Source organism: Streptomyces sparsogenes subsp. cuspidosporus (assembly GCF_039532705.1).
GTDB classification, from domain to species: domain Bacteria; phylum Actinomycetota; class Actinomycetes; order Streptomycetales; family Streptomycetaceae; genus Streptomyces; species Streptomyces sparsogenes.
In genome coordinates, this window is record NZ_BAAASD010000042.1 from 52,310 (window position 1) to 65,790 (window position 13,481).

At 74.9% G+C, this 13,481-nt stretch carries 10 protein-coding genes; 5 read left to right on the plus strand and 5 right to left on the minus strand.

Annotation, left to right across the window (positions count from 1 at the left end; translation table 11 throughout):
• Nucleotides 1-47: 47 nt before the first annotated feature.
• Entirely contained in the window at nucleotides 48-881 is an 834-nt protein-coding gene (locus ABFY07_RS34270) for a hydrolase (RefSeq protein ID WP_346178231.1), read from the minus strand.
• Between the two features lie 254 nt (nucleotides 882-1,135).
• On the opposite strand from ABFY07_RS34270, the gene ABFY07_RS34275 reads away from it, so the two are divergent.
• Nucleotides 1,136-3,052: a sulfatase-like hydrolase/transferase gene (locus ABFY07_RS34275; RefSeq protein WP_346178232.1), complete on the plus strand. Its 1,917-nt coding sequence runs from the start codon at nucleotides 1,136-1,138 to the stop codon at nucleotides 3,050-3,052.
• Here ABFY07_RS34275 and ABFY07_RS34280 read toward each other — a convergent pair.
• Nucleotides 3,043-3,966 carry a zinc-binding dehydrogenase gene (locus tag ABFY07_RS34280; protein ID WP_346178233.1) on the minus strand — a complete coding sequence of 308 codons (924 nt, stop codon included), beginning with the start codon at nucleotides 3,964-3,966 and terminating at the stop codon, nucleotides 3,043-3,045. The two genes, ABFY07_RS34275 and ABFY07_RS34280, sit on opposite strands and share 10 nt — an antisense overlap.
• Before the next feature lie 215 nt (nucleotides 3,967-4,181).
• Between ABFY07_RS34280 and ABFY07_RS34285 the strand changes: the two genes are divergently transcribed.
• From ABFY07_RS34285 to ABFY07_RS34295, 3 genes are all read left to right on the plus strand, one after another.
• Entirely contained in the window at nucleotides 4,182-5,009 is an 828-nt protein-coding gene (locus tag ABFY07_RS34285) for an inositol monophosphatase family protein (RefSeq protein ID WP_346178234.1), read from the plus strand.
• Between the two features lie 60 nt (nucleotides 5,010-5,069).
• Nucleotides 5,070-6,479 carry a phytoene desaturase family protein gene (locus ABFY07_RS34290; RefSeq protein ID WP_346178263.1) on the plus strand — a complete coding sequence of 470 codons (1,410 nt, stop codon included), beginning with the start codon at nucleotides 5,070-5,072 and terminating at the stop codon, nucleotides 6,477-6,479.
• Nucleotides 6,480-6,572: 93 nt separating this feature from the next.
• A complete protein-coding gene (locus tag ABFY07_RS34295; protein ID WP_346178235.1) occupies nucleotides 6,573-7,019 on the plus strand; it encodes a nitroreductase family deazaflavin-dependent oxidoreductase in 447 nt (148 codons plus the stop codon).
• 44 nt (nucleotides 7,020-7,063) lie between these two features.
• Here the strand turns inward: ABFY07_RS34295 and ABFY07_RS34300 are convergent, their stop codons facing one another.
• A complete protein-coding gene (locus ABFY07_RS34300) occupies nucleotides 7,064-7,963 on the minus strand; it encodes a LysR family transcriptional regulator (RefSeq protein WP_346178236.1) in 900 nt (299 codons plus the stop codon).
• A 107-nt stretch (nucleotides 7,964-8,070) separates the two neighbouring features.
• On the opposite strand from ABFY07_RS34300, the gene ABFY07_RS34305 reads away from it, so the two are divergent.
• On the plus strand, nucleotides 8,071-9,006 hold the full coding sequence (locus ABFY07_RS34305) for a PhzF family phenazine biosynthesis protein (protein WP_346178237.1): 936 nt from the start codon (nucleotides 8,071-8,073) through the stop codon (nucleotides 9,004-9,006).
• A gap of 85 nt (nucleotides 9,007-9,091) precedes the next feature.
• Here the strand turns inward: ABFY07_RS34305 and hemC are convergent, their stop codons facing one another.
• Both hemC and ABFY07_RS34315 read right to left on the minus strand, forming a co-directional pair.
• A complete protein-coding gene (gene hemC / locus ABFY07_RS34310) occupies nucleotides 9,092-10,027 on the minus strand; it encodes a hydroxymethylbilane synthase (protein ID WP_346178238.1) in 936 nt (311 codons plus the stop codon).
• Between the two features lie 62 nt (nucleotides 10,028-10,089).
• Entirely contained in the window at nucleotides 10,090-13,479 is a 3,390-nt protein-coding gene (locus tag ABFY07_RS34315) for an SAV_2336 N-terminal domain-related protein (protein ID WP_346178239.1), read from the minus strand.
• Between the last annotated feature and the right edge of the window lie 2 nt (nucleotides 13,480-13,481).

Below are 13,481 nucleotides of genomic sequence, written 5' to 3' on the forward strand. Positions count from 1 at the left end.
CCTCAGCTCGGCCTCAGCTCGGCCTCAGCCCGGCCTCGGCTCTGACTTCAGCCGCAGCCGATCCGCGAGGTCCCGACGGCGACGTCGTCGTACCAGAGCGTGTCATCGCCCTCGCCGTAGCTCTCCCAGCCCAGCCGCAGGTCCGTGGGCGCGGGGCGCCAGCCGCCCCTCGCCAGCCACTGCTGGTCGACGTCCTGGGTCGGGGTGCCGTCCACCACCAGACCGGTGACGAGGGAGCCGTTGACCCAGGTGTCCAGGCGGCCCGCCGAGCGGTCGAGCCGGAACTCCAGACACGTCCACGTGTTGACCGGCAGCGGGGTGGACAGCGCCACCCCCGCCGGGCTCTGCGCGGGCAGGGTGGCGTCGTCGGACTCCCGGTTCCACTGCAGCGCCTTGTTCTGCCCGCCCATCCGCAGGTCCTTCCCGCCGTCGTTGGTGTCCCGCAGGGCGGCGAACGTGACGTGCTGGGCGGGGAGCGCGGTGGTGTGCCGGACCCAGAAGCGCGCGTACAGCTCGGAGCCGCCCGGCACGCCGGACAGGGAGGTGCCGGCGAAGGCGTGGTTGCAGTACCCGGCCCTGCCGGTCACCCGGACGGACTTGGTGCCGCCGTGGGCGACGGTGGCGTCCACGGTCGCGGTGCCGGTGCCCGAGCAGTTGGCCACGCTCGTGGTCCAGCGTCCGGAGGGCACGGTCCCGGTCTGGGACTCGAAGTCCTCGCAGAAGCCGTTGGCCGAGCACGCGGCCGCCGCCCGCGCGGGCGCGGAGGAGGACGGGGACGGGGACGAGGGCGTGGGCGCGGCGGTGGCGGCGGTGGTGGTGAGGGCCGCCGTCACGGCCAGCGAGGCGGCCGTGGCCGCGAGGGTGCGTACGTACGGTGCCATGGGGGACTCCTTCGGGGCCTTCGTCGGTGGGTCCGTGAGCACGAGGGGGTTCGGGGGTACGGGAGCATATGGGAGCGCTCCCATTTCTGGACTGTAGCCGTGGGCATGACAGTCGGGAACCCAACGCGGCGCCTTGGACCGCACTTTTGAACCGGAGCCGCCCGCGAGCCGTAAGGGACAGTGGCGGCTCCGACCTCCCGAGACCGGTCCGCCGTGCCACCATCAGGCTTCGCGCGTACGGAAGGAACTTCGGGGTGCCGCCCTTCACACGCTTTCGTCAACTGCCGGTCCGTGACAAGGCGAAGGCGCGCCGGGTCGCGGCGCGGGCCGTGGCGTGGGGGACGACCGCCGTCTCCGCCGCGCTGGTGCTCGGCGCCCTCCTCCTGCCGAACCGGCTCGCGCTCGTCACGCCCGGCGCCTTCGCGCACATCCCGGTGGAGGCGGTCGTGGGCGCCGCCGTGCTGCTGATGCTGCCGCGGAGGCCGAGGCGGGTGGCGGCGGTGCTCGTGGGGGTGTTCCTCGGCCTGCTGACCGTACTCAACCTCCTCGACATCGGCTTCAACGAGTTCCTCGGCCGCGGGTTCAACGTGGTGCTCGACTGGATCCTGCTGGACGACGCCCAGTCGTACCTCGAGGACTCCCTCGGCTCGGCCACCGCGACGGCCGCCGCGATCGGGGCCGGGGTCCTCGTCCTCGTCCTGCTCGCCCTCATGGCCCTGGCGTGTCTGCGGCTCGGCGAGGTGATGGCCCGGAACAGCGCCGTGGCGACGCGCACGGTCCTGGTGCTCGGGACCGCCTGGGTCGTGTGCGCGACATTCGGCGTGCAGGTGGCCGGCCTGCCGGTCGCCTCCAGGAGCACCACCCAGCGCGTCGAGGACCGGGTGCAGCGGGTGAAGGCCACCCTGCGGGACGAGCGGGAGTTCGCCAAGGTCGCGGCGGTCGACACCTTCGGCGACACCCCGGGGGACCGGCTGCTGACCGGGCTGCGCGGCAAGGACGTCATCTTCACCTTCATCGAGAGCTACGGCCGCAGCGCGATCGAGGACCCGCTGATCGCGCCCGGGGTGGACGCGCTGCTCGACGAGAAGACGAAGGAGCTGCGCGCCGCCGGATACTCCGCCAAGAGCGGCTGGCTCACCTCGGCGACGTACGGCGGCTCCAGCTGGCTCGGCCACTCGACCTTCCTGTCCGGCCTGTGGATCGACAACCAGAACCGCTACCGCACCGTCACCGCGGGCGACCACCTGTCCCTCACCCGCGCCTTCCAGCGCACCGGCGCCTGGCGGACGGTCGGCATCATGCCGGGCGTCACCAAGAACTGGCCGGAGGCGAGGTTCTACGGCCTCGACCACGTCTACGACTCCCGGAACCTCGGCTACCGGGGGCCGAAGTTCAGCTGGTCGACCATGCCCGACCAGTACGCCCTGACCGCCTTCGAGCGCCTGGAGCACGGCAGGCGCCACGACAAGCCGCTGATGTCGGAGATCATCCTGACCTCCAGCCACCAGCCCTGGGCGCCCATCCCCAGGATGATCGGCTGGGACGAGGTCGGGGACGGCTCGGTCTACGACGGCATCAAGAAGGCGGGCAAGGACCCCAAGGACGTGTTCACGGACTCCACGCAGGTGCGCACCGAGTACGGCAGGTCCATCCAGTACTCGCTGACCAGCCTCATCGACTACGTGGTGAGGTACGGCGACAAGAACACCGTGCTCGTCTTCCTCGGCGACCACCAGCCGCTCGCGCGGGTCAGCGGCGACCACGCCAGTCGGGACGTGCCGGTCGCGATCGTCGCGCACGACCCGGCCGTGCTGAAGCGGATCTCCGGCTGGGGATGGCAGGACGGCCTCAGGCCGGGGCGGGACACCCCGGTGTGGCGGATGGACACCTTCCGGGACCGCTTCCTGACCGCGTACGGCCCGGGGGATGGCGCCGGGCCGTACGCCGAGAAGTGCCCGCCGAAGTCCACCGGGAAGACCCCGCCGAAGACCGCCGCGAAGACCGCCGCGAAGACCGCCACGAAGACCGCCACGAAGACCCCGCCGAAGCTCGCCCCGAAGTCCCTGGCGAAGCCCGCCGCGAAGACTGCCCCGAAGCCCCCGGCGAAGCCCGCCGCGAAGTCCTCGTCCGAGCCCGTCCCGAAGTCCTCCGGGACGGCGCGTCAGCCCTGACCCTTGACGTCCAGCACGGCTTTCCCCCGCACCCGGCGGCCCAGCAGCGCCGCCACCGCCTCCGGCGCGCGCTCCCACGGGCCGCGCCAGCCGATCTGCGGGTCGAGCCGCCCCGCGGCCACCAGGCCCGCCAGATACGCCAGGTCCGGGCCGAACGGCGACCGCACGACGAACGGTTCGAGCCGCCTGTCGCCCCCTGCCAGCCGCTCCCGCTCGAAGTCGATGCTGGTCGGCCGGCGGGACGCCTTGCCGATGGACAGGGCCGAGCCTCCGGGCTCGACCAGGGAGAACGCCTCCGCGAGCAGCGGCCCGCCCACGTTGTCCAGCACGCCGAAGACGGGCGCCCGGACGCCGTCCAGGCCGACCACGACCTCGTCGGCGCCGAGTTCGCGCAGCCCCTCGCCGCGCCGGGCGCTGCCGACCGCCGCGATGACGTACGCGCCCGCGAGTGCGGCCAGCTGGACCGCGAAGCGCCCGAGGCCGCCCGACGCGCCGGTGATCAGCACCCGGCGGCCCAGCACCGGGCCCAGCCGGCGCACGGCTTGCAGCGCCGAGACCCCCGCGCCCGGCAGTGTGGCCGCTGCGCCGAGCTCCACGGCCTCCGGCACCATCGCGAGGTCGGCGAGGTCCACCGCCCGCCGTTCGGCCCATGCCCCGGGCGGCCCGAAGCACACCACGCGGGTGCCGGCCGCCGGGCCGGAGCCGTCGGCCGCCGGTCGGACGACCACGCCCGCCGCGTCCCAGCCGAGCACCTGCCCGGGGCGCGCCCGCTCCTCCCGGTAGGCGAGTTCGCCGAAATTGAGGGAGGCCGCGTGGACCTCGATCAGCGACTGCGCCTCCCGGGGCACCGGCTCCGGGGCCTCGCCGAGCCGCAGGCCCTGGGGGGCTTCGGGGTCGTACAGCAGTGCGCGCATCGCGGTCGGGTCCTCTCCGGTGACTCGGCCGGGCGCCGGGAGCGGCGCCCGCCTCGCGGTTCACGGTGCGTCGTAGGGGTGGGCGCCGTCCAAGAGCCGCTGTGATAGCCATCGGTTATGACGGTTGCGACGGCAGCTGAGGCCGTTCACGCCGCGGCCATCCCCTGGCCGCCGCCCGGTCACCGGCCGTCGCCGGGGCATGGTTCGATGAGGGCATGATCGAGCAGTTTCTCGCCGGTGACCTGTCCGACGTCGAGGAGGCGGTGCGCAAGGCGGCCGCCGCCGAGGTCATGCCGCGGTTCCGGCAGCTCGCCGACCACGAGATCGTCGAGAAGAACGGCCCGCACGACCTGGTGACGATCGCCGACCGGCGGGCCGAGGAGCAGCTGACCGCCTCGCTCACCGCGCTGCTGCCCGGCTCGGCCGTGGTGGGCGAGGAGGCCGTGCACGCCGACCCGGCCGTGCTCGGCGCGCTGGGCGGCGACGTACCGGTGTGGATCGTGGACCCGGTCGACGGCACCCGGCAGTTCGTCCACGGCGACCCGGGCTTCGCCACCCTCGTCACCCTGGCCCACCGCGGCGAGCTGCTCGCCTCGTGGACCCATGCCCCGGCCCTCGACCTGATGGCCGTCGCCCGCCGCGGCGGGGGAGCGGTGCTCAACGGCGAGCCGATACGCTCCGGCCACCCGGAGCCCGGCAGGGACCTCGAAGTCGCCATCTCGCACTACGACTTCACCACGGACGCGGAGAAGCTCGCCCTGTCCGTACTGCGGACACCGGGTGTCGCGCCCCGCCCGTGCGGCTCGGCCGGCCTGGAGTATCTGAACATCGCCCGGGGCCTGCTCGACGCGCTCGCGTTCACCTGGGAGAACGCCTGGGACCACGCCGCGGGCCTGCTGCTGGTCGAGGAGGCGGGCGGCGCGAGCGCGACGCTGGCCGGTGAGCCGTTCCGCATCGCGGGCGGAAACGCGCTTCCTTTCGCGGCCGCGCGGGACGCGGCGACCGTACGGCATATCCTGAGCCTGCTGGCAGCCGCCGGCTGACAGACTCTCAGGAGTCCTCGACATCCCTCGAGGACGGGGAGGAGACCCGACGTGCCGTCCATGCTCGACGCGGTCGTGGTGGGTGCCGGGCCGAACGGACTGACCGCGGCCGTCGAACTGGCCCGCCGCGGCCTGGCCGTGGAGGTCTTCGAGGCCGCCGGGACGATCGGCGGCGGTGCGCGCACCGAAGAGCTCACCCTCCCCGGCTACCGGCACGACCCCTGCTCCGCGGTGCACCCCCTGGGCGTGGGCTCCCCGGCCTTCCGCGCCATGCCGCTCGCCCGGCACGGCCTGGAGTGGCTGCACCCCGAGCTGCCGCTGGCCCATCCCTTCCCGGACGGCACGGCCGCCGTCCTGGCCCGCTCGGTCGGTGAGACGGCCATGTCGCTGGGCCCGCGCGACGCCGGTACGTACCGCCGGCTGGTCGCGCCGTACCTCGGCCGCTGGGACACGCTCGCCCGGGACTTCCTGCGCACCCAGTGGAACGGGCTGCCCGCGGACCCGGTCGGCTGGGCCCGCTTCGGGCTGCACGCCGCCCAGCCCGTCTCCCTCCTCACCCGCCGCTTCCGCGACGAGAAGGCGCGCGCGATACTCGCCGGGATGGCCGGCCACGCCATCGCGCCGACCAGCGGGCTCGGCACCGCCGGCCCGGCGCTGCTCTTCGCGCTCGCGGGACACGCGGTCGGCTGGCCGGTCCCGCGCGGCGGCTCGCAGGCCATCTCGGACGCGCTCGGGTCGTATCTGCGCGAGCAGGGCGGCGCGATCCACGTGGGCGTCGAGGTCAAGCGGCTGGACGAGCTGCCGCCCGCCCGCGCGTACGTCTTCGACACCTCGCCCACCGCCCTGGCCCGGATCGCCGGGCTCGGCGACGCCTACCGCCGCTTCCGCTACGGGGCCAGTGTCTTCAAGATCGACTACGCCCTGGACGGCCCGGTGCCCTGGACCACGCCGGAGGCCCGGCGCGCCGGCACCGTCCACATCGGCCCCACCTCGGGCGAGATCGGCGCCGCGCTGCGCGCCGCCACCAAGGGCCACGCCCCCGCCGTGCCCTTCCTGATCACCGCCCAGCCCAGCCTGATCGACGACTCGCGCGCCCCGGCGGGCAAGCACACCTTCTGGGCCTACGGCCATGTGCCCCGCGGCTGGGACGGGGACGCCACCGAGGCCATAGAGCGGCAGATCGAGCGCTTCGCGCCCGGCTTCCGGGACCTGGTGCTCGCCCGCGCCGTGGCCGGACCGCCGCGGATCGCCGCGCGCAACGCCAACTACGTCGACGGGGACATCGCGTGCGGGGCCTTCGCGGGCCTGCAGACCGTGATCCGCCCCAAGCTGACCCGCGTCCCGTACACGACGGCCCACCCGTCGGTCTTCCTGTGTTCGTCGGCCACCCCGCCGGGGCCCGGGGTGCACGGGATGTCCGGACACCACGCGGCGCGCGCGGTGTGGCGGCGGCTGCGCGGCCACGGCTGACCGGCGCCCGCCGGAATGCCGGGACGGCCACGGGGCGTTGCATCCAGCGCACGCGGTAAGTCACCGTAAGTCGTCGACGATGGGACGGAAGCCATGCCTCTGCAGGGCGAGTACGAGCCGAGCCCCGAGAAGTGGGTGCGTGACCAGGTCGAGCTGATCGAGAGCTCCGGCGGGACCAAGGGGATGACCATGCGGGGGCTGCCGGTCATCCTGCTGACCACGCGGGGCGCCAAGACCGGCAGGATCCGCAAGACCCCGCTCATGCGGGTGGAGCACGACGGCGTCTACGCCGCGGTGGCCTCGCTGGGCGGCGCCCCCAAGCACCCCGTCTGGTACTACAACGTCGTGGCCGACCCCCGGGTCGAGCTGCGGGACGGCACCGTGAACCGGGACATGACGGCGCGGGAGGTCCACGGGGAGGAGAAGGCCCTGTGGTGGGCGCGCGCGGTCGAGGCGTACCCCGACTACGACGACTACCAGAAGAAGACGGACCGCGAGATCCCCGTCTTCGTCCTCGAACCGGCGGCCGAGGACCACTGAGGCATACGAGGTCGCTGCCGGATCATCGGTGAGGCATCCGCGAGTCATCCGCCGATCAGCCGGGTCAGCTCCTCGGCGACCAGCCGGGCGGCCGGGGAGGTCCACCGCCTGCGGTGCCGGGTGAGCTGAACGGGTACGGGCGGCATCACGGGCCCGTCGACCACGGCCAGCAGGCCGTCCCGCAGCTGGCGCTCGACGGTCGCCCGCGGCAGCAGTGTGAGCCCGAGCCCGGCCGCCACACAGGCACGGGCGGCCTCGATGCTGCCGAACCGGGTCAGCCGGGGCCGCGCGTCGGGCAGCGCGCGCAGGGTGCTCACCAGCCGATCGCTGTACGAGCAGCCCTCCTCGTGGACGAAGAAGCTCTCCTCGGCCAGCTCCGGCCACCCCGCCGCGCGCCCGGCCAGCCGATGGCCGGGCGCGGCCACGTACACCAGCGGCTCGTGGGCGATGGGCCGCGCCACCAGGTCGGCCGCCTCGACCTCGGGCTCCAGGAGGAGCGCGAGGTCGAGCCGCCCCGAGGACAGCCCCTCCACGGCCGCGTCGGTGCCGGCCGCGTGCAGATGGACGTCCACCCCCGGGTGGGTGCCCCGCAGCGAGGCGATGACCCGGGGCACATGGGACGAGCACAGCGACTCGCCGGCGCCGAGGGCGACCTGCCCCTCCACCGCGCCGTCCGCCCCCTCGCCGCTCCCGGCCGCCGCGACGGCCCGCAGCCGGGCCTCGGCGTCCAGCATCCGCTCGGCCTCCTCCAGCAGCCTCCGCCCGGACCGGGTGGGCGTGGTGCCCCCGGGCAGCCGGTCGAACAGGCGGGTGTCGAGCTCCCGCTCCAGCGAGCGGATCTGGACGGTGACGGTGGACTGGGCGAGGTGCAGCTCGGCGGCGGCTGCGGTGAAGCTGCCGGTGCGGGCGAGGGTCACGAAGGTGCGGAGAAGTCTGGTGTCCATCGACACCCCAGCCTAGCCGCGGGCGGGCTCGGGTATCGAGGGAACCGATGGACTCAAGCGAAAACAATCGTTGGACGCGATAGGGGGTGCGGTGACACGGTAGTTCCATGACCGCACACACCGCGCCCGCCGCACCCACCGCCCCCGCCCCCGAGGCCGACGCCCCCGGGACCGACGACGTCCTGCACTACTCCGCCTTCACCACCGACCCCTCCGGCGGCAACCCCGCCGGTGTGGTGCTGGACGCCACGGCGCTCGACGATGCCCGGATGGTGGCCATCGCCGCCCGCGTCGGCTACTCCGAGACCGCCTTCGTCACCGCCCGGGACGAGGCCGCGCGCCGCTACGGGCTGCGGTACTTCAGCCCCCGCGCCGAGGTGGCCTTCTGCGGCCACGCCACGATCGCCACGGCAGTCGCCCTCGCCGAGCGCACGGGCCCCGGGGAGCTGGTCTTCGACACCCCCGTGGGCGAGATCCGCGTCGCGACGACCCTGGCCGACGGGGCGGACGGGGACGGCTCCGCGCCCCAGGCCACGCTCACCAGCGCGCCCGCGCACTCCCGCCCCGCCGACGAGGCCCTGACCGAGCAGGTGCTGAAGGCCCTGCGCTGGACCCGGGACGACCTGGACCCGGCCCTCCCGCCGCACATCGCCTTCGGGGGCAACGACCACTTCGTCCTGGCCGCCGCCACCCGCGAGAGGCTCGCCGACCTGGACTACGACTTCGACGCGCTGGAGGAGCTGATGGCCCGCCACGAGTGGACCACCGTCCACCTGGTGTGGCGCGAGTCCGCCGACCGCTTCGACTTCCACGCCCGCGACCCCTTCCCGCCCGGCGGCGTCGTGGAGGACCCCGCCACCGGTGCGGCGGCCGCCGCCTTCGGCGGCTATCTGCGGGCGCTCGGGCTGGTGACCGAGCCGACGCGGGTGCAGATCCGGCAGGGCGAGGACATGGGACGCCCCAGCCAACTCCTCGTCGACCTGACGCCCGACGACGACCGCAGCCGCGTCACGGGCCGGGCGGTCCGGATCCCCGGGGCGTAAGCGGATTCGCGGTGAGTATGGGACAGCGACACGCCGACGCCACGGCGTGTCGCTGTCCCATACTCACCGCGAATCCCATGGCGGCTCAGTGCGGGATGGTGTCGATCACCTCGCGCGCCCCCTGGCGCAGCAGGGCCACCGCCACCGAGGTGCCGAGCGTGGCCGGGTCCAGCGGCCCCGCCCACTCGTGGGCGTCCAGCACCGTCTTGCCGTCCGGGCTGAAGACCCGGGCGCGCAGGGACAGCCGGCCGTCGCGCTCGGCCCGCGCGAAGCCCGCGATGGGGGAGTTGCAGTGGCCCTGGAGCACATGCAGGAGCATGCGCTCGGCCGTGATCTCCTTCCAGGCGTCGGCGTCGCCGAGTCCGGAGACCGCCTCGATGGTCGCGGCGTCGTCCTCGCGGCACTGCAGCGCCAGCACCCCCGCCCCGATCGGCGGGCACATCGTCTCGACGGGCAGGATCTCGGTGATCCGGTCCGTACGGCCGATGCGCTCAAGACCCGACACGGCCAGGAGCAGCGCGTCGCACTCGCCCGCGTCCAGCTTCTCCAGACGGCGGTTGGCGTTGCCGCGCATCGGCACGCATCGCACGTGCGGGTGGGAGACGGCCAGTTGCGCGATGCGGCGCACCGACGAGGTCCCGATCCGCGCGCCCTCCGGCATCTGATCAAGCGTCAGACCATCCGGGTGGATGAGGGCGTCGCGGATGTCGTCGCGCTTGAGGTACGCGGCGAAGACCGTGCCGGCCGGCAGCGGCCGGTCGGCGGGCACGTCCTTCACACAGTGCACGGCCAGATCGGCCTCGCCCGCCAGCAGTGCCGCGTCCACCTCCTTGGTGAACGCGCCCTTCCCGCCGAGCGCCGACAGATCGCCCATCCACCGGTCGCCGGACGTCGTGACCGGCACCACCTCGGTACGGATGCCGGGCCGCAGCGCGGCCAGCTCGGCGCGGACCCGCTCGACCTGCGCGAGGGCCATGGGGGAGGAGCGGGAGACAATGCGGATGAGGTCGGTGGACGACATGCCGTACACGATAGGCCCTCCGCCGCGCGCCCCGGACACCGGCCGGGGGCGGGGCCTCGCGGTCAGGGCGCGGTACGGCTGAGGACCTGGGCGAAGACGTCCGCGACCTCGCGGGCCGTCGGGCGCTTGCGGCGGCGGTCGTCCAGGCAGGCGTCGACGATCTGGCGCACCGGTCCCCACGTCTCTCCCCGCCACGCCGTGGACGCGCCCCATTCGACGCCCCTTATGTAGGCGAATTCGGGATGGCCGAGGTCCCCCATGCCCACGACTTCCTGGCGGGTGGTCTTCCGGCCGCCACCCAGAGCCAGCAGAATCTCACCGAGCGCGAAGACGTCCTCCGTGGGTGAGCCACGCCCGAGCCGGCGCCACAACGACGGGTCGATGACAGCCACATCCCAGCCGACCAGTTTCACGGAGCGGTCGGCGACGAGCACCGTGTCCGTGCTCAGCCGGCCGTGTGCCATCCCCTGGATCGCGCACCGGCGCACGGCCTCCGCCAGATGCCGGCCGATGGTCGCGGAAGTCCGCGCGTCCCAGCCGCGGGCCGTGCCGTCGGAGAGCAGCGCGGTCAGGGTGCGGGCCGGGGCGCCGTCGGCGGCGAGGACGTGCTCCTCGGCGATCCACGGGGGCTCGGTGTCGAGGTCCTGCGCAAGGAGCCGCGGCGCGTAGCGGCCCGCCATCCGGCGCAGCGCTTCCGCTTCCGTGCTCAGCCGGGTGACCGCACCCCGCCGCCCGGACTCCGGGTCCAGGGTGCGCACCACGGCGTACGCGTCGCTGTCCGCGGTCCGCCCCAGATACGCGGTCGCCCCGCTGCGGGCGTGGACGCGGCAGCGCAGGGTGTACGGGCCGAGCCGGCGCGGGTCGGCGTCCGACAGCGGGGCCCAGCCGTGGGGCCGTTGGTCCCGGCCGGGCTCGGCGGTGCGGACAGGGGCGGTGGCGGGGGCGCGCTCGCCGGCGCGGGTGGGTGGGCCCGCCTGGGCCGGATCGTCGAGCCGTTCGAAGCACTCCCAGATCTCCCGCGCCGTTGGCCGGTCGCGCGGATCGGGCGCCAGAGCGGCCAGCACCACATCGCGTACCGACCGCCAGGGGCCGCGCCAGTGCGACAGCGACAGGTGGGGGCGGCGCGGGCGGGAGTCGTCGGGCCGCGCCCCGCCGCCGAGGTCCAGCAGGATCTCGGCGAGCTCGTGGACATTGTCCTGCGGGGTCGGCACCAGGCTCGGGTAGGCCGGTGACGGGACGCCGTCGATGCTGGCCGTGGACCAGCCGGTCAGGAAGAGCCCGTCATCGGAGACGTGGACGGTGGACTGCTGGAGGTCCCCGTGCGCCATGCCCTCCGCGGCGCACACCCGCACCGCGTCCGCGAGTCGCAGGCCGATCGCGAACGCCCTGTCCCTGTCGCCCCTCAGCGGGACGTGGGTCAGGCGCTCCGCGATGAAAGGCTCTTCGGCTATCCACGGAGTCGCGCAGTCCAGATCCTGCCGCAGCAGCCTGGCCGCGTACCGTCCGTTCATCCGGCGCAGCGCCTCCGCCTGTACGCGGAGCAGGTCGCCCGCCCGCGGCCCGTTCGCCGCGAGCGCGGTGTGGATGACGACCTGTTCGCCGTACGCGTCCTCGTCCCCGACGTAGGTGGTGACGCAGAACCCCGACGGGTCGGTCATCCGCAGCGTGTACGGGCCGATGGTGCGCGGGTCTTCCGGCCGCAACGGCCGCCAGCGGTGCGCCGGCAGCGGCACCGCTCTCCCGACCGGCGGCGCGCCCAACCGGGTCGCGAGCCGCTGATCCATCACCCCGAAGGGCCGGGCCCGCGCCGGGAGCCGGTCGGCGCCCGACGGGTGGGCGAGCCAGGCCGGGAAGTCCGGGGAGCTGCCCGCGAGTTCCTTCAGCCGGGTGCCGATCAGCTCGCGGGTCTCGTCGAGTTCGGGCGCGGGCACCGCGCCCAGCAGAGCGCGCCGGACCGTGTCCGTGAAGGTGAAGGGGCGGTGGTGGGGCGGGAACGGGCCAGGGCCCGCCGAGGTCGGGGGCTCGGTCGGGCGCATCAGCCCGCCGAGGAAGACCTCGGCCAGATGCCCCGTCTCCGCCTGCCACGGGACCGCCGCCTGCACCAGCCGCATCACGGGCACCGGCAGCGGGGCGACCGCGGCCAGATGGGCCGCCAGGCGGTACGCCTCCGGCGAGGCGGCCTCCCGGAAGCGCCTCAGGCGGCTCAGCTCGTCCGCGGGCGTGGCAGCGGGGGACCGGACGGAAGGCGTGGCGGCCGGGCGGCGCGGGCGCGGCGGGGCGAGCAGGGGGAGCACGGCCGTGCCGCTCGCCGAGGCGATCAGCCGGGCCCAGCCGGCCAGCGGCCCGGCCTCCGGCTCCAGCACGGGCACGGGGAGGCCGTCGAAGCGGGCGAGCTCCGGGGGCAGGACGGGGTCGGCGACCGTCCAGTCCGTGCCCGGCGAACCGGGCCTGCGGGTGCGCACCTGCCAGCGCTGCGCCCGGATCCCCGACCCCTCCCACAGGCGTGGCGGCAGGGCGTGCATGACGGCCGTCGGGCCGAGCCCCGCCCAGCGCTCCAGTACGGCGGACATCCGGCCGTCGCGCCACGCCGCGCCCACGCCGTCGCTCAGCACCAGCACCAGCGTGTGCCCCGACGGGTCGGACACCGCCGTGACGGGGAGGGTGGGTGCGTCGGGGTCGTACGGCCTGGCGCGCAGCAGCGGCGGGCCGGTGCCCCGCGTGTGCAGGCCCAGGACCCGTACGACGCGGAAGGCGCCGGCGCGCTGCAGCAGGGTGCGCAGCTCGACCGCCAGCCGCTGCCACAGCAGCATCGACATCCCGTCGTCCACCACGAGCGCGAGATCCAGCCAGCGCTCGCGGGCCGGGCGGGTGACCACGTCGGGCAGGCCGGTCTCGGCCAGCGCGGTCGCGGTGGCGACCTCGTCGACCTCCCGCTTCAACGGGTTGGGCCGGTGCTGCTTGAGCGGGCGCAGCGCCCGGCCGATGGGCAGCTCGGCGGGCAGCGCCTTGGACTCCGGCACGCGCAGCGGCAGGGCGCGGCGCGCGGCGGGCGGTGGGGGAGCGCCGGGTTCGGCCGGCGCCTCGATCGCGCCGTACAGACCGCTGCTGTCGCCGCGCCGGGATGCCTGCGGGGGCTCGGCCTGAGGCCCGGGCGAGCCGGGCGGCGGCGGCGTGGCGGCGGGTACGGAGGGGCGGGGCCGGTCGGCGGGGCCCGGCGGCCGGGCGGGGGTGTCGGGCACGTCGGCCGTGCCTGCTGTGCCGTCCGTACGGGCCCGTTCCAGCGGCGCGCCCGCCTCGGCCGCGCCCGGGGGCAGCCGGGTGGCCAGCCAGAGCGCGTCGAGCAGCTGCTCCTGGGACAGCTGCGCACCGCTGTCCCTCAGGATGGCGAGCGCGTCGTCCAGCCGCCCGAGCCGTTGCCCCGGCGGCCCGCCCCGCCCGTCCCCTCCCGCCACGG

Bases quoted from the DNA above. Each gene is read 5' to 3' on its own strand.
- ABFY07_RS34270 (WP_346178231.1), bottom strand. From the start codon at position 881: ATGGCACCGTACGTACGCACCCTCGCGGCCACGGCCGCCTCGCTGGCC.
- ABFY07_RS34280 (WP_346178233.1), bottom strand. From the start codon at position 3,966: ATGCGCGCACTGCTGTACGACCCCGAAGCCCCCCAGGGCCTGCGGCTC.
- ABFY07_RS34285 (WP_346178234.1), top strand. From the start codon at position 4,182: ATGATCGAGCAGTTTCTCGCCGGTGACCTGTCCGACGTCGAGGAGGCG.
- ABFY07_RS34290 (WP_346178263.1), top strand. From the start codon at position 5,070: ATGCTCGACGCGGTCGTGGTGGGTGCCGGGCCGAACGGACTGACCGCG.
- ABFY07_RS34295 (WP_346178235.1), top strand. From the start codon at position 6,573: ATGCCTCTGCAGGGCGAGTACGAGCCGAGCCCCGAGAAGTGGGTGCGT.
- ABFY07_RS34300 (WP_346178236.1), bottom strand. From the start codon at position 7,963: ATGGACACCAGACTTCTCCGCACCTTCGTGACCCTCGCCCGCACCGGC.
- ABFY07_RS34305 (WP_346178237.1), top strand. From the start codon at position 8,071: ATGACCGCACACACCGCGCCCGCCGCACCCACCGCCCCCGCCCCCGAG.
- hemC (WP_346178238.1), bottom strand. From the start codon at position 10,027: ATGTCGTCCACCGACCTCATCCGCATTGTCTCCCGCTCCTCCCCCATG.